At 54.1% G+C, this 19,802-nt stretch carries 13 protein-coding genes; 8 read left to right on the plus strand and 5 right to left on the minus strand.

Going from position 1 to position 19,802, the window contains the following annotated elements:
- The first annotated feature begins 38 nt into the window (after positions 1–38).
- A complete protein-coding gene (locus VFE46_06335; GenBank protein HZZ27609.1) occupies positions 39–1,073 on the plus strand; it encodes a UbiA-like polyprenyltransferase in 1,035 nt (344 codons plus the stop codon).
- Positions 1,074–1,112: 39 nt separating this feature from the next.
- Entirely contained in the window at positions 1,113–2,249 is a 1,137-nt protein-coding gene (gene mqnE / locus VFE46_06340) for an aminofutalosine synthase MqnE (protein HZZ27610.1), read from the plus strand.
- Between the two features lie 39 nt (positions 2,250–2,288).
- Here mqnE and VFE46_06345 read toward each other — a convergent pair whose 3' ends face one another.
- The gene (locus tag VFE46_06345) at positions 2,289–3,197 is read right to left on the minus strand and encodes a LysR substrate-binding domain-containing protein (protein ID HZZ27611.1); all 909 of its coding nucleotides are present in this window, start codon (positions 3,195–3,197) and stop codon (positions 2,289–2,291) included.
- A 168-nt stretch (positions 3,198–3,365) separates the two neighbouring features.
- Here VFE46_06345 and VFE46_06350 point away from each other — a divergent pair, with 168 nt between their 5' ends.
- Positions 3,366–4,802 carry a hypothetical protein gene (locus VFE46_06350; GenBank protein ID HZZ27612.1) on the plus strand — a complete coding sequence of 479 codons (1,437 nt, stop codon included), beginning with the start codon at positions 3,366–3,368 and terminating at the stop codon, positions 4,800–4,802.
- 205 nt (positions 4,803–5,007) lie between these two features.
- Here the strand turns inward: VFE46_06350 and VFE46_06355 are convergent, their stop codons facing one another.
- The 3 genes from VFE46_06355 to VFE46_06365 form a co-directional block, all read right to left on the minus strand.
- Positions 5,008–11,970, minus strand: a complete 6,963-nt coding sequence (locus VFE46_06355; GenBank protein ID HZZ27613.1) for an autotransporter-associated beta strand repeat-containing protein — start codon at positions 11,968–11,970, stop codon at positions 5,008–5,010.
- 745 nt (positions 11,971–12,715) lie between these two features.
- The gene (locus VFE46_06360; protein ID HZZ27614.1) at positions 12,716–12,934 is read right to left on the minus strand and encodes a hypothetical protein; all 219 of its coding nucleotides are present in this window, start codon (positions 12,932–12,934) and stop codon (positions 12,716–12,718) included.
- A 191-nt stretch (positions 12,935–13,125) separates the two neighbouring features.
- Positions 13,126–13,455 carry an RNA-binding protein gene (locus tag VFE46_06365; GenBank protein ID HZZ27615.1) on the minus strand — a complete coding sequence of 110 codons (330 nt, stop codon included), beginning with the start codon at positions 13,453–13,455 and terminating at the stop codon, positions 13,126–13,128.
- A 612-nt stretch (positions 13,456–14,067) separates the two neighbouring features.
- Here VFE46_06365 and VFE46_06370 point away from each other — a divergent pair.
- From VFE46_06370 to VFE46_06380, 3 genes are all read left to right on the plus strand, one after another.
- The gene (locus VFE46_06370; GenBank protein HZZ27616.1) at positions 14,068–15,183 is read left to right on the plus strand and encodes a hypothetical protein; all 1,116 of its coding nucleotides are present in this window, start codon (positions 14,068–14,070) and stop codon (positions 15,181–15,183) included.
- A gap of 36 nt (positions 15,184–15,219) precedes the next feature.
- A complete protein-coding gene (locus tag VFE46_06375) occupies positions 15,220–15,507 on the plus strand; it encodes a tetratricopeptide repeat protein (protein ID HZZ27617.1) in 288 nt (95 codons plus the stop codon).
- A 265-nt stretch (positions 15,508–15,772) separates the two neighbouring features.
- Positions 15,773–15,895 (plus strand): hypothetical protein, encoded by a 123-nt coding sequence (locus VFE46_06380; GenBank protein HZZ27618.1) that lies wholly within the window; start codon positions 15,773–15,775, stop codon positions 15,893–15,895.
- A gap of 545 nt (positions 15,896–16,440) precedes the next feature.
- Here VFE46_06380 and VFE46_06385 read toward each other — a convergent pair.
- Positions 16,441–16,842 carry an Rrf2 family transcriptional regulator gene (locus tag VFE46_06385; GenBank protein HZZ27619.1) on the minus strand — a complete coding sequence of 134 codons (402 nt, stop codon included), beginning with the start codon at positions 16,840–16,842 and terminating at the stop codon, positions 16,441–16,443.
- Between the two features lie 618 nt (positions 16,843–17,460).
- Here VFE46_06385 and VFE46_06390 point away from each other — a divergent pair.
- Positions 17,461–18,474 carry a DUF1559 domain-containing protein gene (locus tag VFE46_06390; protein HZZ27620.1) on the plus strand — a complete coding sequence of 338 codons (1,014 nt, stop codon included), beginning with the start codon at positions 17,461–17,463 and terminating at the stop codon, positions 18,472–18,474.
- Between the two features lie 261 nt (positions 18,475–18,735).
- Positions 18,736–19,476, plus strand: a complete 741-nt coding sequence (locus VFE46_06395) for a hypothetical protein (protein HZZ27621.1) — start codon at positions 18,736–18,738, stop codon at positions 19,474–19,476.
- The last annotated feature ends 326 nt before the right edge of the window (positions 19,477–19,802 follow it).

Raw genomic sequence — 19,802 nt, forward strand, 5'->3', positions numbered from 1 at the left:
TTCTAATCGCTAAATGCCAACTGTTAATTTGCTCTCTCATGCTGACCCGCATTCGTCATATTTTGGAGATGATTCGCTTCAGCCACACGCTGTTTGCGCTCCCGTTTGCACTGTTGGCGACATTATTGGCGTGCCGCTTGCTGGGCGCCGAGGCCGCATTGAAGCAGGGAATTATGCAGGAGGCTGATGCCACACACGCCGGCGTAATACGCATCGTAAGTCTCAAAAATCCAAATTTGAGCGAATTGCGTTCGATGGTGCAAATGTATCCTGCCATCCGGCGGCCGGTTTTTGTTTGGCCCTGGTTGCGAATCGTGGGCATTTTGTTGTGCATGGTGGCCGGACGAAGTGCGGCAATGGCGTTCAATCGGTTGACAGATCGGAAATTTGACGCCCTCAATCCGCGCACGGCCCAGCGCCATTTGCCAGCGGGCATTCTCAGCGTGGGTAGCGTGGCGGTGTTTGCGGCCATTAGCTCGGTTGCGTTCATCGTAAGCACGCTGTTGTTTTTACCGAATCGGTTGCCACTGTATTTGTCGGCGCCGATGTTGTTGTTTTTGTTGGGCTACAGTTACACCAAGCGATTCACGCTGCTGGCACATTTTTGGCTCGGCGGAGCCTTGGGTTTAGCGCCCGTGATGGCTTGGATTGCTCTCCGCGGCGAAAATGTGATGGCCAACTTTTGGGATTTGCTCCCTGTCATTGTGCTGGGCGGGGCAGTGAAAATGTGGGTCGCGGGGTTCGACATCATTTACGCTTGCCAAGATGTCGAGTTTGATCGCGCCCAAGGCTTGCACAGCATTCCCGCCCGCTGGGGCGTAAAACGGGCCTTAGATATGGCAGCCACCTGCCACTTGTTGATGGTAGTCCTTCTCCTCGTGCTGCCGTTGGTTTATCCTTTGATAGGTTGGATGTGGTGGGTTGGGGTGGCGGCCATTGCCGTGTTGTTGGTGTACGAACATCGCTTGGTAAACCCCGACGATTTGGCCCGCGTGAACACGGCGTTTTTCAACGTGAACGCCGTAGTCAGCGTGGGGCTATTGCTGGTGGGCGTGGCCGCGCTGTGGGTGTGACGATTCCGAAATCCTACGAAATTATTTCCATTTCTAAAAATGGTCAGCTTCAAAAAACCATCGTTTGACGACGTGCGGTCTAAAGTAGAGGCGGACGAGCGCCTGACCGTGGAAGATGGGCTTCTGCTGTATTCGCCCGATGTGCATTTGAACGACGTGGGCGAGCTGGCCAATTTGGTGCGCGATCGGAAAAACGGCAACAGCGCTTATTACAACATCAACGTCCATCTGAATCCAACCAACGTGTGCGTGTATCGGTGCATTTTTTGTGCGTTCCGATCCGACTTGCGCGAAGCCAAAGGTTACCGGATGAGCGACGAGCAAATTTTGGCCCGTGGACAGGAAGCCGTTGACGCCGGCTGCACCGAGATGCACATCGTCGGCGGGCTGCACCATCAAATGGATTTTGAGTGGTATTTGAATTTGATCCGCTTGCTGCACGATCATTATCCAGCGTTGCATCTCAAAGCCTGGACCGCGGTGGAAATCAATTGGTTCACGCACCTCACCAAGCGCAGCGTGCGCCAGGTGCTGCAAGAGTTGAAAGATGCGGGATTAGGCAGCCTGCCCGGCGGCGGGGCGGAAATTTTTCATCCCGAAGTGCGCGACCGAATTTGCGAACACAAGGCCGATGCCCACAATTGGCTGGAAATTCATCGCACGGCCCACGAATTAGGCCTCCGCAGCAACGCCACCATGTTGTACGGGCATTTGGAGAATGCGTATCATCGCGTCGATCATTTGCTGCGCCTGCGCGAACTGCAAGACCAAACCGGCGGCTTTCAAACATTCATTCCGCTGGCATTCCATCCGGAAAACACCAAGCTTTCGCACATCAAAAAGCCATCAGCCTTGATGGATTTGCGGACCATGGCGGTGAGCCGGCTGATGCTCGATAATTTCGACCACATCAAAGCCTATTGGATTATGCTGGGCCTGGGCACGGCCCAAACGGCGCTCGCTTACGGGGCTGATGATTTGGACGGCACCGTGCGGCACGAATTGATTTATCACGATGCCGGGGCCGTCACGCCGGAAGTGCTTTCGGTCGAGCAAATTCGCCGCCTGATTGTGGAGGCCGGCCGTGAACCGGTGGAGCGCGACACGCTTTACCACCGTGTCGTTCGTGATGGCAATGCTTGGCGCACGGGAGAAGCCATTCTGGCCGCGCGCTAAATGCCGCAGCCGAAACGGCCTGGTTCCATCTTTTGCTGGTCACCGTGGCCAATGAGTTTTCACAAAGTCGATGAATTGCTGCGCCGCTGGCGACGGCGTTTCTCCGCGCCGGACCAAAATTCCTGAGTGGATGGGTCGAATTAAATTACCCAGCGACTTCGTGGCCACGGCCCGCCCACGTGTAACTATGCCATTGGACAATAACGGCACAATCGATAGGCCCAAGCCGGCTTCCACCATGCGCACGATGATTTCAGTGGTCGTGGCTTCCATTTCCACTCGCGGCGAAAGGCCGTGCAGATGAAAGGCATCGATCACGTGCTGGCGGCCGGTGGAATTGCGTTCGAAAAAAATCAGCGGTTGATTTGCCAGGTCGCGCAGACGAATTCGTTTTTTCTTGAGCAGCGGATGCCGCGGCGGCGTTATCAAGCTCCAGTTCATCGAAAACAGGTGGTGATAATCTAATTCGTGCGCCGGTTCATGCGGTGCGGCAATGCCCAGGGCGACATCGGGGTCGGAAAGCAGCTCCGCTTCAATTTCCCGCTCGGTGCGAGTGCGTAAGCGAATTTGAATTTGCGGCGCCGCTGCATGAAAGCGGCGGATGATGGCCACCAGGCCATACAAAATTAAATACTGGCTAGCGGCCACATGAACTTCGCGCACCGGCTGTGATCGGAAGCGATCGGCCAATTCCCGCGCACGCTCCAGGAAGGCCGTAGCATGAGGCAGAAACTGGCGGCCCTGCACCGTCAGCGGCGTGGAGCGGCGCATACCGCGGCGCTTATGATACAGTTGCACGCCCAAGCGTCGCTCTAAAGCAACCAAACGGTTTCGCACTCCCTGCTCGGAAATGTGCAGCACGTCGGCGGCCCGGCGCAAGTTTCCCTGTCGGGCAACTTCCACCAGCGCCGCCACTTGATCGGTGGAAATGCTAAAAAATTTACTCATAGCCGGCTGACTAAATACAATAAAAAAGATTATGAGGTTCATTATAAACAATATAAATAGCTAATTGCCAGCATGTTCCAAATGTGTCTAATGAATGCGCCAGCCCGATGGAGGGCGAGGCACCGGCGTTTACAACAATTTTCCGCAATGTTCGCCAGGAGATGATTTATGAAGCTTCTCAAATGCCTTTTCATTCATGGGTTCGTCAGCGTGCTTGGAATTCTTGCGGGAATAGACTGCTTCGCGAACAAAGCGGCGGCCGTTGAAACCGCGGCACCTCAGCACGACAAGCTCGTGGTTCACGAATGGGGCACGTTCACTTCGCTGCAAGACGAAACGGGCAAAGCACTGGGGGGCATCAACGTGGACGACGAGCCTGTGCCGCCGTTTGTACACCAGGTGATGGGCTCTTACGTGCTGGGCTCGCAGCACTACGATTTGGCGCGCGAAAACAACAAGGGAGCGCCGGACCGCTATCCCTTCGTAACCATGCGGTTGGAAACGCCGGTGATGTATTTTTATCCGCCGAAATCCCTGACCAAGCCGCTTGATTTGGACGTGCACGTGCAGTTTCGCGGCGGCTGGCTTACGCAGTTCTATCCCGCAGCGCAGAGCGATTTGCCGCAGCCCAAAACGCTGGGCGAATGGGCCAAGCTAAAGCTCGATCACAATACAATCAGCAATTTGGAATGGAACCATTTGCAAGTGGGCACCCAAGGCGACGGTCCGGAGACAACCGAGCCCGTGTGGCTGGCGCCGCGAAATGTCGCCGCCGCCAATGTCACCACTCCGGCCGGTGAAAGCGAGCGCTATTTGTTTTACCGCGGCGTGGGAAATATCGATTCGCCACTGTCCGTGAGCACCGTTGCGGCCCAAAATACGCTGACGCTGCAACCCCGGTTTGCAGAATTGCTGGAGGCGGCCCGAGCGCCGGTCATCCGCTGGCTGTGGCTGGTGAAAATCGACGACCACGGCGCCGTCGCTTACCGGGCGCTAAAGCCGATCGAATCCAGCGGCATAGGAATCACGCCCAAAACGACGGTCGACTCCACGTTTACCCCGTCCGATTTTGCGCCGCAAAACCTGGCCCGGCTGCAACAGGAAATGCATGCAGCCTTGGTATCGGAAGGGCTGTTCGACGACGAAGCGACCGCCATGTTAACCACCTGGGAACACTCCTATTTTCGCAGCGGAGGCTGGCGGCTATTTTTTATTGTGCCGAGCAGTTGGACCGAGCATTACTTGCCGCTCCGCGTTTCCCAACCGGCGGAAATCAAGCGTGTCATGATGGGGCGCATCGAGTTGGTCAGCCCCGAGCAGCGCGCCCTGCTGAAGCAATTGGCGAATTCGGCGATTAGCACCGATGCGTGGATCAAAGCGATGCCGCATTCGCCCGCCGCGCAAAAGTTTTTCGCCGGCCGGTCTGACTTCGGCGATTTGGGCGTGGCGATTCCGCCCGACTATCAACTGTATTTATCGTTGGGCCGCTTTCGCAATGCGCTGCTAAACGACGAGCAAGCGCACCATCCCAGTGCGGCGCTGGCCAAGTTCATCACCAACTACAGTTTGCAGCCGTTTCAAGTGGCCGCGCCCCAGGGGCATTAAGGAATGCTAACTTGCCTGCTGTCGCGCTCAACGCACAGTTATTGCTCGTGAAACTGCAAGTGAATCCGTGCGGAATAGCCCGAACTCAAGCTGCCGAATATGCAGGCGGGTGGCACCCGGCAGGAAGCCGCCGAGCCCGGCCAGGCGGGGGGGAAGATACCCGGCTCGGGCTCGATTTCGGCTAAGTAACAAATTCCTAGACGATTCAGCAAATCTTAATTGTCTGATTGATCTGGTTTCGCTGTGGCTTTTGCATCTTCGAACGCCTGACGCACGCTAGGCTGCACAGCCCACACAAGCCGAGCAAGGTAATGCTGGCGGGCTCTGGAACCACGCTTTGGCTGCCTCCCCCGGAAATCAGAAGATTAATGAGTGCCTGAACATCAATGTTGGTGGTCTTGCCGTCGCCATTAATATCCATGACGTCCGCAAGATCGAAGGAGTCCAAGCTTGGTTTACTTGCTTCGTACGCGGCCAAATTGGTGAGGGCACCTTCCAAAACCGGAATATCGGCTGCATCGACGTGGCCATCCTGGTTGAGATCTCCACGCAACAGCGTGGTGGTCGTGGCCGGCACAATTTCACTGTTGCTACCATTCGCAACGAGAATGGCGCCGGTTAAGTAACCTGTAAAGTGAATTTGATTCAGCTGGCTGGTAAGGCCGGTCAGTGTGGCGCCGTCGTTGGCAATGAGAATTTGATCGGTACCGCTGCCCCCGCCACTGCCGGGATTACCGGTCCAATCGCTGATTCTCAATACACCCGACCAGCTTTGAGTATGACTATCGGCCAAGGTAAGCTGCGTGCCGGTTTTACTGGGATCCACATCAAGCGTGGAATTGGACAACACACGCAGGGTGGTATTCGTCATAGTTTGGCTATTGCCGCCCAGGGCCAGCGTACCGCCATTTAGCACTAGGCTGGAGGTATTTGTGATCGCATTGCCTGCAGCCAAGGTTAGCTTCGCGCCCGAATTGATGGTGGTGGCGCCGGTGTATGTGCTACTGCCGGATAAAGTTAAATTTCCGCTATTCACTTGCAGCGCCAGCGTGTTGGTGCCGCCGCTTTGCAGCGACCCGTTAAACGTGCTGGGGCTAGCTGTTGAACCGGCGTAAATAACCGTGGAATTTGATGTGCCGTTATTAATAATCGCGGGCGAATCCGATCCGACGTTGGTCAAACTGCTCACCGTAATGCTATGGCCGTTAAGATCTAATGTGGGTGAGTCATTGTTTGTGTCGCCCATCGTCAAGGCGGTGTTTGTCGGCAAGCTAGCGGCAGCGCCCAAAATTAGCGTGCCATTTTGAATGTTGGTGGCGCCGGTGTAGTGTACCGTGCCCGCCAAGGTCAGTGTCGAAGGCCCAGCGTAAGTGAAGTTGCCCGTGGTGTTGATGTTGCCATTCAACGTGGACGTGCCCGACGAGCCCAAATTCACGTTACCGGTGGTGTTACTGCTCGTGAACGACAAATTGCTGGCATAGCCATTAAATTGCAAAGTGCCGCCATTGAATTGAATACCGCCAACGCCGTTATTAATTGCGGCGTCAGAATTGATTCCAAGAATTCCACCTTGGAGGATGGTTCCCCCCTGATACATATTCGAGTTGGCCAACGTGGTTTGCGTTCCAGCACCCGTTTGCGTAACCGTTCCAGTGCCAAAAATCACGCCATTTATACCCAAGAAACCCGAACTGAAGACGAGCGAACCGTTGTCAGTAATGGTCGTGTTGCCTAGACCTGCGCTATTTGCACTCGCGCCATTGCCCAGTTGCAGGGTGGCGCTGGGCTTAACGAGCGTCGCACCGCTGTAGCTGCTGCTCGATGTTAAAACCAGCGTCCCGCTACTAACCGTCAGGGCTGTCGTTTGACCGAAGCCACCGTTGACGCTGTCCTGGATGCTGCCGTTAAAAACATTAGGATTGTTGTTGGGCGCAGCATAGGTTAAGGTAACGCTCAGGGTGTTGCTGCTACTGCCAATCGTGCCTGAGCTTGTGCCCGCGGTGGTTAAGCCGGTTACCGTGATGCTTTTTCCGGCCAGATCTAACGTGCCAGATTCGTTGGCCGCATCTCCAAAAGCCAGGGGGGTACTCGTGGGAAAGGCTCCTGCAGAGCCTAATACGAGCGTGCCATTCTGGACGGTCGTTGTTCCCTGATAGTTGTTTGTTCCCGTGAGCGTAATAGTGGCGTTCCCGCGAACGCTGAGCCCGCCCACGCCGGTAATGTTGTGAGCCAGCGTAATGGTGTTTCCGTTGCTGTCGACCGTGCCGCCCCCCGCGTTCAAGGTGATTCCCAGCGAGGAAACGTCGTCCGCGATATCTCCCGTGGGATACTGTACGGCACCCCCATCAAAGGTTAACGGCCCGGTGCCCAGGCTGGCCAATGCGGCAAATTGCAATGTGCCGCCGTTAAAGTGCGTGCCGCCGGAATAATTATTGGACGCATTGCCCAACACAATTAACCCCGGGCCGGTTTTGGTAATGGAGCTACCGGAAACGCTTTGAGTAATGGCCCCGTTCAAATTCAGCGTCGCTGTTGCATTTGCATCGCTCAACGTCAGGCCACCTTGCAAGGCGATCGTGCTGGCCACCGTGGAAGTGGTCCCTGCGCCGGAATTGTCGTTGATGATTGCGCTGTCGCTCGCTTGAATTGGCCGGGCGATGTTGCCGGTGTTGCCAAAAAACTGCAGCGTAGCGCCGGAATTCACCGTGATGTTATCGCTTCCATCGTTGGCGACTACCGTGGAACCATTGAGCTCCAAAATTCCCTGATTGATGGCGATATTCCCTGCACTCACCGTGGCGTTGGTGATGGAAAACTGATTAGTGCCGGTTTTCGTCAGCGTAAATCCCGCGAGATTTAAGGTTGGTGTTCCACCGCGAATGTCAAAGCGGCCGGTACCGCCGACACTGGCATTGTTGGACAAAGTGACGTTTTCATAAGCGTTCTGCTGCGAAACCGTACTGGAGTTGGTCAATGCGCCGGTGCTATTCACGCCAGTGCCGGCGATTGTGACCGGCGTGGCACCAAAGCCATTGGTCACATTGGCCTGCACGTATCCGCCAATATCTAGCGCACCGCCGGCGGCAATCGTAATCGATGTGGGCGTGCCCAAGGCATTGAAACTAGTGAGCCCCGTCGTGGCGGGATTCCCAACTTGGACCGTGCCGGAATTGATGGCCACCGGTCCGGCGAATGTGCTGTTTGCGGCGAGGACCAATGTTCCGTTGCCGTTTTTGGTGATGCCGACACTGGCAGTGTTCTCGGTAATTGGGCCGCCGATGGTTAAAGTGCCGGCAATGATGTTAAAAGTCCGAACGCTGCCGGTGGTCGTCGACGAAACGGCGCCGGTGCCCAGGTTCAAATCGTTGGGACCGTTGAAGGTAATATCGGCCGTCCAAGTTTGCGTTGGGTTGTTGGTGAGAGAGACCAACTGACCGCTGGTATTGCCCAGCGTGCCGCCGCTGATCGTCAAAGTGCCGGTGCCCAAAGCAGTATTGTTGTTGACATTCAATAAGCCTGCTTGCAAGAACGTTCCACCGGAGTACGTGTTGCTGGTGGCGATGGTCACGGTGCCCGTGCCGCTTTTCGTTAAACTGGCAGTGCCCACAATCGATCCGCCGCCAGAGATGGTAAAATCGCTGGAGTTCCCATTGCCCGTGGTATTGGTAAATACAACGGATTGCGGAGCCAGCGAGCTTCCCAAGGAGACCGATACGCTAGGAGTGCTGGCGACATCAGCAAAAGTTACATTATCGTTGTTGAAATACAAATTCGGGTTTGAAGATGCGGTACTCGTCCAATTTGCGGTGTTGTGCAAATCCCAAGTGGTGCCGTCGGCTGCTCCGGTCCAGGTCAAGTTCGCTGGAGGGCCGGTCAAGTCGATCACGATGCTCGTGGCGCTGGTGTTGGTTAAGCTGTAGGAACTGGAGTCGTAGGAAAACGTTGTTCGGGTATCACCAGCATTCACCAGAGTAGGTACAGTGCCCGTAATCGGGCTGCTGGATGTTAGCACGGTGTATGTGCCGACATTGGCGGCACCCGCCGGAGTAATTGTGGAAGCTCCGTTGAAAGCCACCGCGCCTTGAACGGTAAGAACGTCGCTGGAAGCTCCGCTAAAGTCGAACTGCAACGCGGCGCCTGAATTGACGGTCAGGCTGCTGACCGTCAAAGTGCCAATGGTAGCGGCTCCTGATGCGCCTGGATTGATGACAGCCTTATTCGAGCCAGTGTTCGTGAACAAAGTTACCGCGCCCACCGTGCCTGTACCAGCTAAGGTTCCAGCACTCGTTGCCGAGGTGTTCACGTTCACAACACCACTGCTGTTTAGTGTACCTGTTACAGCCAGTGTGCCACCGTTGATGTTTGTCGGACCGCTATAGTTGTTCGATCCGGATAATGTTTGAATACCTTTGCCGATTTTCGTAATCGCAGTGGTTCCACCACCGTCGTTAATTGCGCCGGCAAAGGAAGCAGATTGGTCGTTATTGCCGACGGTCAATGTCGGCGTGGTTGATGCCAATAGGTTTTCAATGATGATCGTTCCAGTAACCCCGGCGCCAGACGACAAACCATTCACCGTATCGCTATTTCCGTTCAGGTCTAACGTGATCGGCGAGACATCGAGTGTTGTCGCATTGTTGGCGCCAAAAATCAGATTCCCGAATCCAGGACCGTCGGGAATAACATTACTGGCGCCCAGGTGGACCATGGTATTGGTGCCCGAGCCTGGGCTAACAATTGTTGTATTTCCGTGATAATTGTTGTTTGTGTTGCTAATGGTGAGGTTGGTATCGATGCCGGTATTGCCCGAGCCGAAGTCGATACCGTAACCGGCCCCGTTGTCGGTAATCTGTCCACTAATCACGTTTGCGTTGGCTAGTGCAGTTCCGTTGCCACCCGCGCTGCTACTGCCGCCAATGCGCGCGTTCCCGGTAAGAATAATTGCCATTCCCGCAGTTGCTCCGGTTGCCGGGCCAGTCAAATTGACGCGGTTACTTGGAAATCGAATGGCGCCCAATGCTTCCTGTGAATCGCCATCGCCGGCAATAAAAAAAGTGTTGGAGACAGGATTAATGGTGCTGCTCGAGAAGGCAGCACCAAACAGGTAGGCATACGCGCCGGGAAAGATAAAGACCGGGCCCGTGCCGAAGCCGTTGGGATTGGCGCCGGTTACATTCGTTCCGCCCGGCTCAGTACCGGAGAGCTGAAGACGCCCATCAAGGATGTACGTTCCTCCCGAATAACTGCTGTGGCCGTCGATTTTTGCGGCGCCTGGACCTGATTTCACGAGAGTAACCGCGCCACCGGAAACCGAGCCGCCAGCGTTGTTATCTACAATTTTGGATTCCAGAATTAGCGAGCCACTGGTTTCGCTGGTGTTATCAATGATCAGGTCAATTTCACCTGGGATGCCGGCGACCGGCCCGCCGGCGGTGATCGAACCGGCGTCTTGCGATTGTCCATTGCCGGTTTGATTGGTGCCATTTGCCAACCCACCAATAAACCAAGAACTGCTGACAGTATCTTGCTTAAAGATTGCGCCGGTTTGCCCTAGCACTAGCGTGTTGCCGGTGCCGATCGACAGTTGATAGATCGTCGCGGCAGCAATCCCGGTACTGTTAAAAGAAATACTGTTTAAATACGTGGTGCTGTTGGCGTGTTCCGCATCGACGTTCACGTTGCCGTTGGTATTGGCGTTAATTTTGAGATTTGTGGTCGGGCCCAAGGCGCCGCCTGGACCGCCAGTAATTGTGGCGCCGTGGATATTTGCGTTGGGAATGGTTCCGCCAGTGTCGGTACCGATCACCGCGCCGCCGAAATCCGTGTACCCTGCATAAGCTACGATGTTGCCGCCACTGACGGTTGCAAAATTGGTCCCCTCAGTCACATTCTGCGCCACCGTTCCCACGCCCGGCGAAGTCGTTGGACTGATCGTCGCCCAACCTCCGATGATTCCGTTCACGTTGCTGCTGCTGGTTCTGATACCGTTGGTGGCCGATTGCGTTCCGCTGGGCAGCACGAAAGCGGCAACACCTCCTGCCGTATGTGTCAGGGCGCCAAGGTTGAGTACCGTTCCAGAACCGCCATTGTTGTTGACCGCAATGATGCCAGGGCCAACCGTCACGTTCGTGTTATTGAACGACTGCGAATTGCTTCCGGTCGTTTTTCCCGTGACCAATAGCTCGTCGTAACTACTCTGCGCAAAACCTGCATTCGCTCCACCTAGCGTTAATGTCGAATTGCTGTTGACAATGTTGTTGGAGTTTGCCGCCAAGCCGGTAAAATCAAGCGTCATTTGGCCATTAGCCACATCGGTAGCGCCCGTGTAGGTGTTTAGCCCGCCCAGAACAATCGTCCCAAAGCTGGTTTTGGTGAGGCCGGCGTTGGAGCCGTTATCGGAAATCACGCCTGCATAAGTCACCGTTTGGCCACTGGCAACATTAAACGTAGCTGCTGGCGGGGTAGCGCCGCCGGCATTCAAAATCGCGATGCCCCGGCTGGAGTTAATGCTGAAATTCGCGCCGCTGGTGGAAAGAATTGAGCCGCCATTCAGGACGAGCGATCCCGCTCCGGTATCGTTCCCCAGGTTGCCGTCGGAAGTGATGGCCAGCGTGGCGCCATTGCCGACGTTGACCGGGCCTGTAAACGAATTCGTTCCGGACAGCGTTAACACGCCGGCTCCCGTTTCGCTGCCAGTCTGATTAAACACCACGTTCAAGCCGTCGCCACTGCCGGAAATATTGCCGCTCAACATTAGTTGGGTATTGTTGGTTAACGAAATTGTCGGCGTCGACAATAAGAGGAGATTCAACGCCACCGTGTCGGTGTAAGATTGCGAGCTATCGGTAATAAATCCGTTCAAATCAATGGCGTTGCCGTTCACGGTGAAGTTGGCAGTGGCCGTGGCGTCAAAAATTATTCCATCAAAGAGGGTATTTGCGGCGAAATTGTTGTTCGGGTTCGGGCGAGCATTGCCTTGGAACAAAAGAATATCGCCCGGCGTAGGCGCAGCGCCGGAAAGCCAATTTTGCGATGTTTTGAAATTATTGTCGCCGCCGTTGCCAACCCAGGTATCCGTGGCGGCCTGAATAGATGCCGGCGTTACCACGGCGAAAATCACCACAATCGAGAGACAAATGGTAGTTACAGTCACAAAGGATCGACGCATGATTCGGCTCCCTTTCCGCATGATTGAGCAACGATGAATATCTGTGCTTCCTCGGTATGGGCATTAGCAGCATTTCGATCGCTGCAATTTGCTCGAAAATCCCCCCACAGTGTTCGAAGATGTTTTCGAGTGCCTCCCCGTAACGGTAAAAGATTCGTTGGAAGTAACCTGTTTTGAACTTGATTCGCGCATGTTGGCCGGACTTCATGAACGGCGCACGGCATTCTCAAACGCTGCCGCATCAATCGGCAGCAAGCGACCAGCGGCACTCAGACCCCCACCCAGCGCAGCCTGAGATTTGCAAATCTCACTCAGGCATACGCAACGAACCTTATCCCCTAATACAGCAATGCCTTAGGATGCCGTTTCACCCTTGAACTGGCGAGTGCAGAAAATCGCTCCGTAAGTAGTCGTACAAACTGAAAAGTCTTTACGAAGGAATTTCCACAGAAATTAGAAATATTTGCCTGCGTTCCGACCCTCCGATCCCAAATCGCGAGCTTCGTGCCGCAAGATTTCAGACGGCGCCTCCAGGGGAAGGCGGGCTCGGGGGGATCGCAGGACCGTTATGGGCAGCTCCGTTATGGGCGGCCACGTAGAGTGCGCAGCAGGCAGAACGCCCGAGAGCCAAAATGGTGGCGTGCGAGGTGGCGCCGCCAGCGGCAACAGACTGTTGCCAATCGTTGTGAAGTGCGTTGCTGCAAATGTCTAAGTCGACAAGAAAACGGGGGGGCGATCGAACGGACTATTCGCCTACCGCTAACGGACAGCGAACTTCATAGCGACTTCGCCCGTTCACCTTTTGCGGCAACTCTTTGACCGAGCAGTTTTCCTTGCGACACTGCGCGATGCTCAACCCATACGGAAGCCACGCGCCGGCGGCATATTCAAAGGTGTTTAAGTCGCTGTCTTCCAACAAAACGAATGGCTTGCCGTATTGGGTCGGAGGCTTGGGTTCATACATGATCCTCGGCGTGGGATTGTTCTGAGGGGCCATCCTGGGTCGGGAAGATTGCGGCTTGTTCCGGTTACGACTAAAGCGATGCTTTTGAGCCATGTTGTTGTATCTCCGATTGTCGAAGTAAACGAAACAGCGCGCACGCGTACCCTCTGGCCCGAGCCAAGCGTTGCAATCTTTCTTAAGGTGATGATCGCTTAACGGCGACCGTAGCCGCCCCGGCCACCACCACCACCGCCGCCGCCATAACCACCCCGTCCGCCGCCGCCGCTACGTTCTTCGCGCGGCCGGGCTTCGTTCACCGTAAGTGGACGACCATCGTGCGGTTGATCGTTTAGGCCACGAATTGCTTCTTGTGCGGCATTATCGTCGCTCATTTCGACGAAGCCAAAACCCTTGCTGCGTCCAGTGTCGCGGTCCATGACCACCTGTGCGCTTTGAACCGCTCCAAACTGAGCAAACAATTCTTCCAGACTTTCGTTGGTGACATTGTAGCTCAAATTACCGACATACAAACGTTTACCCACGACGACGCTCCTCATTGACAGTAGTTAACCCAACGACACGAATGCCATTTAGGTCGAAAAAAGGGCAGAATGGCGGCCCGCCAAGTAGCAGAGGCGAAGAACGGGCAGCGGGCTAAGAAGCCGAATGCCACTAATTGCGTCGTCAAAGCAACTGCAAGCAGTATAGCGAATGCAAGGCATTCTTGGTAGGGCGGTAGCACCGCCGTTTTTCGCAAGAAAGACGGCAATGGCTGGCAATCAACCTGCGTTCAGTGCCCGGCCGGCATTGCATTTTTCGAATTAGGCGACGACGCGACGACCAAAACAGGCGGAGTATAGGCTACGTAATTGCCTCCACCATTGGAATTAGGAGGCGGCGTTCGCCAACGTCCAAACTTTGGGGTCGTCGCCTAATTTGAAGAAATGTAGCGGCGTCTGTCCCTAGACGCCGGCGGTTTTCTCGAACAAAAACGGCTGAGGACAGCCGTCGCTACATCGCTGAGCGGCCAAATTAGGCGACGACCAATTTTGGACAATAGCAGACAGGAAAGCGGTTTTGCATTACGATTTTCTATTTACCGGCGGCGAAAGACCAATCGCCAAAACCACTAAATTCCACTCCGGAGAACGACAATGCACCGCTCAATGTCCACTTTTTCGGTCATCGTTGCGGCGGGCGCATTATTCATTGTCGGCAGCGCCATTCGCGGCGCAGGCACTTCGGCCTCCCAAGCTGCGCCGGCTGCACCGTTGATGGCAGTCCTCGATCGTTTTACTGCTCCCGATGTGCCGGCGCTTGGTCCGGCTGAGGCGGAGGTCGCCGCGCGGAAATCGGACCAGCCGATTCCGACCGGACTGCCAGGCAAAGGTTTGGCAGAACATCCAATGCTTTACATCGGCGAGGGCTACAACAAAATGTTCCTGGTGAACAATGGCAAAATCGTTTGGACTTATTCCACAGGCAAGGGAAACGAATACGACGACGTGTGGATGCTTTCCAACGGCAATATTCTCTTCAGCCGCATGGCGTATGTTGCGGAAATCACGCCAAAGAAAAATGTGGTCTGGCGCTATGACGCCCCGCCAAGGACCGAAATTCACTGCTGCCAGCCCATCGGGCTCGATAAGGTGCTGTTCATCCGCAATGGCTTGCCGCCCAAATTGATGGTGATGAATATCAACAAAAGCGCGATCGAAATCGAACACGATTTGCCGGCGATCGAGCCGCCCGATCCTAAAACCGTGCATCCACAATTTCGCCGCGTTCGTTACACCGCCCAGGGCACGTACCTGGTTCCATTCCTGAACTTGCACAAAGTGGTGGAGTACGACAAGGATTTCAAAGAAATTTGGAGCTTCCCAGATGCCGATTCTTTACCTGCCGGCGAAAAATTCTCTCCCTGGGCTGCCATCCGATTGAAAAACGGCAACACGCTCATCACCAACGAAGCGGGAAAATCACACCTTGAAGTCACGCCCGATAAAAAAATTGTCTGGCAACTTAAGCCTGACGATTTGCCGGAAGAATATCGTTACCCGAACACACAAACTTGCACGCGTTTAGCCAATGGCAACACTATCGTTTGCTCCCGCGGCACAGGCGGCAAAGGCCCGCAATTAATTGAAGTCACCCCCGACAAAAAAGTGGTGTGGGTGCTGGAAGATTGGGCCACTCTGGGGCCCGCCACGGCCGTGCAGATTCTCGATGACCCGGGCATTCCAGAAAATCCAGGCGACTCGGAACATTAGAACTGAATTTAATCGAACCAGGTGAGTTCAGATTCCATGGACGAACGTGTCGGCAGCCCGTGCAACGCTATTTGTTATGCTACACCGGCCACGGCAACGCCCAAGAGCTCGAACGGAGATTTTGACAGCGCAATCGAAGATTACAACAGTGCCATCAAGCTCGACCCGAAATTCAATTACGCTTGTGAACGCAACGAATCGAACAGCGATGCAAACCCCTTGGGTGATAACGAAATTCTGCAAAGCGATGGGGTATTGTGCAATGCCGTGCAAAATGCCAAAGTACACCCCACTGGATTCGAACCAGTAACCTCGGTTCCGTAGCCGGGAATTACCGCTCCGCGAACAGGTCTTGAAGCTGATACCTTCTAATACTTTAAAACCATTGGAATGGCTTGGCGAACCATCGCACTCTATCGCATTTTCTAGCAGTATCAAGTGGTAGCCACAATGCAAAGTGGTAGCAGTGGTATGCGAGGACGCGCTGCAACGAATGAGTCACAAGTGTACTAAATCGACAACTGCAGTTGAGTCGACGGTCAACCAACTCATTCTCCTGAGTCTGATCATTATTTCGGGGAGTGCTCCTATGCTCCTGGTCCCATTGGAGCGCGAGCAGTCGCCCCAACACTTCGGCAAAATTCCTTTGGGCGGCAGTAAGCGGGTCGTTTGCCACGTGGGCTCTCTTGGGACATTGCGATACGATGCCTGACCCAATAAGCAAAGGGCAACTGCGGCGATAATTTCTTCTGCGTCATTATTTAATCCTCCAAGGCACGAACTCATGCGAAAGCCCCACCCCGATGTCACGGTGGTGCGGACGGGGTCCCCTCCATCACTTGTGACGTAAAAGCGACGAAAATTTAGCCATAGCGTGCGGTCACAGCTGCCAAACAGAGAATCGACGAGGCGCTGGCGGCATATCCTGCGGCTCGCTACTGCCGGTCTAGGCAATTAGATAACCAAGCGCTGGCTGTGTCATGATGCTAATTCGCGAAGAGTTGTCGGCATTTTGATAGATGGCACGGGTTTAGAGACGTGGGCAGAAAGTTTACTGACCACAAAATATACGTCGATCAGTGCCGACAACCGACACTCGGTCTTTCCAGAGGATACGCTCCAGCGGTTTTCCTCAAGCTGCAGAGCCGAATTTGGTTCATTCGGTCGGATCGAAGCGGTTTCGCTAGGGGACGGGACGAGAATTGAGGGATGAGCTACAAATAATTTCAAAACATCTCGCTCGTCGCTTGCCGATTCTCAAGTTCTCTGTGGCACAAGGGACGATATTTTGATGTTCCCCAATTGCTGGCGCGCTCGCGCCGTCACCTGTTGCAGTGCGGCGGTTAGTCGCTCGACCGACTCCGGCGGCAGCGCTTCCGCCAGAGGCGCGTGCGCAAAAACCGGACCGTCGATGGCTTCAATCAAATCAAGCAGCGAAATCTCCTCCGGCTTCCGCTTCAGGGTGTAGCCGCCATCCACGCCGCGCGTCGAATGTAAGATGCCATGTGTCACCAAATTCCGCAGAATTTGTAGCAGAAATCGCTCCGGCATCTTACCTTGCGCGGCTAATTGGCTGCAGGGAATAGGCGTGCCAGATTTGGCTTCGGCCAATTGTAGCGTGGCCTGCAGTGCGTAGCCAACGGTGCGTGAAAGTTTCATCGCAGTGTGACGAAGAACATCGAGATCGCGAAATACAGTTCTCAAACTAATGCCGCGATGGACTGCCAAAGAATTAACGTTGTGTCCGTTTCCAGACTAAAGCAAGTTGATCATTCGCAGTATTCGAGTGAGTCAATTGCCGGACAGCCCTGTCGCAGGCCACCGAGTATCAGTTCGGCTAACGCCATTTTGGCGCGCTTTATTATGGCAGGTGGGACACCTCCTAAACGTCGAAGCTGGGGCGTACGTAACGAATCACGTGAGTTTTAAAACGCGCCCGCGCTTCGCACTAAGCGGGCGCGGCCTCTCCCTGCTCTACCAGCTAGTCGCAAACCGCGCCGCGAGTCCGCCAACTATTTTGCCGTTTTTACAGAAATTTTTTCTGAGCAACAAAAACGTCTTCCTGCGAGAAACGGGAACTCCCCGACCGGCGGTTAAACGTGCTCAAATAATATGCCCATGTCCCACCTATACATTCCAGGCTCGGATGCGAGCCCCAATTGAGTGCGTTAATGCAGCTGCACCATTTACCGCGGTATGTTCTCAAATCTCCATCGAGATGGTAGCTTTAGGCATCTTGTCAGCTGTCAATAGTTGCTAACAAGCGATAGTGCCGGCATGAAAATGCTGTATTTCAAACATCGAAATACTCGTTCAGCATTCTCACTGGTGGAATTGCTGGTGGTGATTGCCATCATTGGCGTTTTGATCGCGCTTCTACTACCAGCAGTACAATCTGCTCGTGAGGCCGCAAGGCGATCAAGTTGTCAAAACAATTTGAGGCAGATCGGCGTGGCCTTACTCAATTTTGAATCCGCACACAAACGGCTGCCTATTGGTGCACGATATACGGCGGGTTGGGGTACATGTTGGTGGTATGACCTGCTTCCGGATCTAGAAGAAAGCGTAATTTATCAGAAGCTTAATTTGCAAAGCCCGAATGCCGGCCTTCCTTCGGTTGGATCAACAAATGGTCAAGCGAGCAACGGCGTCAACATCGCGGCGATGCGTTGCCCATCTTCTCAGATTCCAACTTTTTCTCCGGTCACGCTCCCGTTTCCATACCAGATCTGTTTACCTTCCTATGTCGGTATCGCGGGCTCGACGAACGAAGGTGGATTGTCAGAGCCAAGGGTATCAACCTGCTGCTCGCCAGCAATGGACGGACAAATTTCGGCCGGCGGCACACTCGTTCCAAACCAGGCCATCAGGATATGCCAGGTCAACGATGGCACTTCAAATACCTTGAGCGTCGCGGAAGAATCGGATTTCGCAACCGACAAATCCGGAAACGAACAAAACGTGGACGGTGGCTACCCGCTTGGTTGGTTAAGCGGCACTAATGCCGTTGGAACACCTCCAAACTATGTGAGTGCCACAGGCCCGATGATGACGCCCCCGCCATCGTCATGGAATATTACGACAATTAGATACCAACCTAATAGCATGTATGGCCAAAAGGGTGTCGCAGGTAATCCTCGTGGACCAAATAATCCATTAACATCACCGCATCCCGGCGGCGTGTACGGTCTGATGTTAGATGGCTCTGTGCATTTCATCAAAGAGACCATTGATCCACTTACCCTGCGTCGCTTAGCAACCCGTGACGATGGCGGGCAAACGTCCTTCTAAACGCCATTCTTGGCATTGAATGGGCGCCACATGGCACCGGATTTTAGATCTCCGAATCCGTGCTGAATTGTTTGCTAGGCCCTCCGACTATTCGCTAGCGAATTGCCTTCAGCATATTCGCTCTTTAACTCTATTCTGCAGCAGTGTTTATGAAATTAGACAAATATTTTTAGTTTTAATTGGCGGTTCGGGAGCTGCATTTACGACTCATTGGTTGGAGGCGTTTACCACGTCCGAAACCGCAAAATTAGGAGTTCTATTATGCAACGTCTGCGAATCCTGGCGGTGCTTTCCGCTCTGCTGATATTGGTGGGAATACGTAGTGCAGCTGCTCAAACCACCTATCAAATCATATGCCCGCTTTTTGCTTTGTATGACACCGACGACGGATGGTTGACCTATTGCAATGCATATCCAACCAGTTGCGATGACGTACCCGATGCATTTCTTGAAGCATGGCCGGTTTATCCGGAGCCATGCGATTGTCCTGACACCAGTGGCTGTGAAGTTCTCGCTGGGGGGTTTACTCTGAATAACGTAATCAAGCCAATTAAATCCAAGGTTGCGCTTACTGGCGGACCGGAAGGACTCGACCCTCATGTAAAAATCGCCAAGTCACAAGCGGTGTACTTTATGAAGGACGATGAGCCCATCTATATGCGCCTTTTCGATTTTGTATCCGTCGATGACAAACACTTGGATCATACCTGTTCCTTAGTGATGGGCATCGAAATGAAATCGCCAACCACCGGTACGTCAAGCTTGCAAGAACTTAAAAATGTGCAGTCGACTGAACATTCATACCTATTCACGCTCAGCCATGAAGGACGAATCACTTATTTAGTTCGTGCGAAAGGAGTTTCTGCGAATGACGAAGGCAAGTCGCCGACTCCTGCTGCGGCGAAAGCTGACGTATCGCAAGAGTTAACGTCGGTGGTGCTCCGGAACCATAACGAAAAAGTTGGGAAGAGTGCGCCGCCAAGCGCCGCGAATGATAAATAGATTCGCGATTAGCTAATCGCTCAAGGCAGAGGACGAGGTTGGGGCAGCCTCGTCCTCGCTTGAGCCATTTGAATTACGATGTAATTGTAGAAATTGAGGTCTCACGCTCACGGCACATCGAACCCCAACCCTCTCATAGAACTGGCTGGGCCGCAGTACAACCCACTTGCTTGGTGCAAAGTCAGACTCGACCAGATTTGCGAGATTATGCACCAATTGCTCAGAACCGCCGCAGGCGATTTGGCCAGTTTGTAAGTCATCTTTCGTTTTTATCAAGGCCGAATTGGATGTCCATTCGGCGCGACTCAGGCTTGTCCGTGGGGGCA

Source organism: Pirellulales bacterium, assembly GCA_035656635.1.
Taxonomy (GTDB): domain Bacteria; phylum Planctomycetota; class Planctomycetia; order Pirellulales; family JADZDJ01; genus DATJYL01.

What these genes read in the sequence shown, in the direction of transcription:
- VFE46_06385 (HZZ27619.1), bottom strand. Translation starts at nt 16,842, where the DNA reads ATGAAACTTTCACGCACCGTTGGCTACGCACTGCAGGCCACGCTACAA.
- VFE46_06395 (HZZ27621.1), top strand. Translation starts at nt 18,736, where the DNA reads ATGCAACGTCTGCGAATCCTGGCGGTGCTTTCCGCTCTGCTGATATTG.
- VFE46_06345 (HZZ27611.1), bottom strand. Translation starts at nt 3,197, where the DNA reads ATGAGTAAATTTTTTAGCATTTCCACCGATCAAGTGGCGGCGCTGGTG.
- VFE46_06360 (HZZ27614.1), bottom strand. Translation starts at nt 12,934, where the DNA reads ATGTATGAACCCAAGCCTCCGACCCAATACGGCAAGCCATTCGTTTTG.
- mqnE (HZZ27610.1), top strand. Translation starts at nt 1,113, where the DNA reads ATGGTCAGCTTCAAAAAACCATCGTTTGACGACGTGCGGTCTAAAGTA.
- VFE46_06335 (HZZ27609.1), top strand. Translation starts at nt 39, where the DNA reads ATGCTGACCCGCATTCGTCATATTTTGGAGATGATTCGCTTCAGCCAC.
- VFE46_06370 (HZZ27616.1), top strand. Translation starts at nt 14,068, where the DNA reads ATGCACCGCTCAATGTCCACTTTTTCGGTCATCGTTGCGGCGGGCGCA.
- VFE46_06380 (HZZ27618.1), top strand. Translation starts at nt 15,773, where the DNA reads ATGCTCCTGGTCCCATTGGAGCGCGAGCAGTCGCCCCAACACTTCGGC.
- VFE46_06350 (HZZ27612.1), top strand. Translation starts at nt 3,366, where the DNA reads ATGAAGCTTCTCAAATGCCTTTTCATTCATGGGTTCGTCAGCGTGCTT.
- VFE46_06355 (HZZ27613.1), bottom strand. Translation starts at nt 11,970, where the DNA reads ATGCGTCGATCCTTTGTGACTGTAACTACCATTTGTCTCTCGATTGTG.
- VFE46_06375 (HZZ27617.1), top strand. Translation starts at nt 15,220, where the DNA reads ATGGACGAACGTGTCGGCAGCCCGTGCAACGCTATTTGTTATGCTACA.
- VFE46_06390 (HZZ27620.1), top strand. Translation starts at nt 17,461, where the DNA reads ATGAAAATGCTGTATTTCAAACATCGAAATACTCGTTCAGCATTCTCA.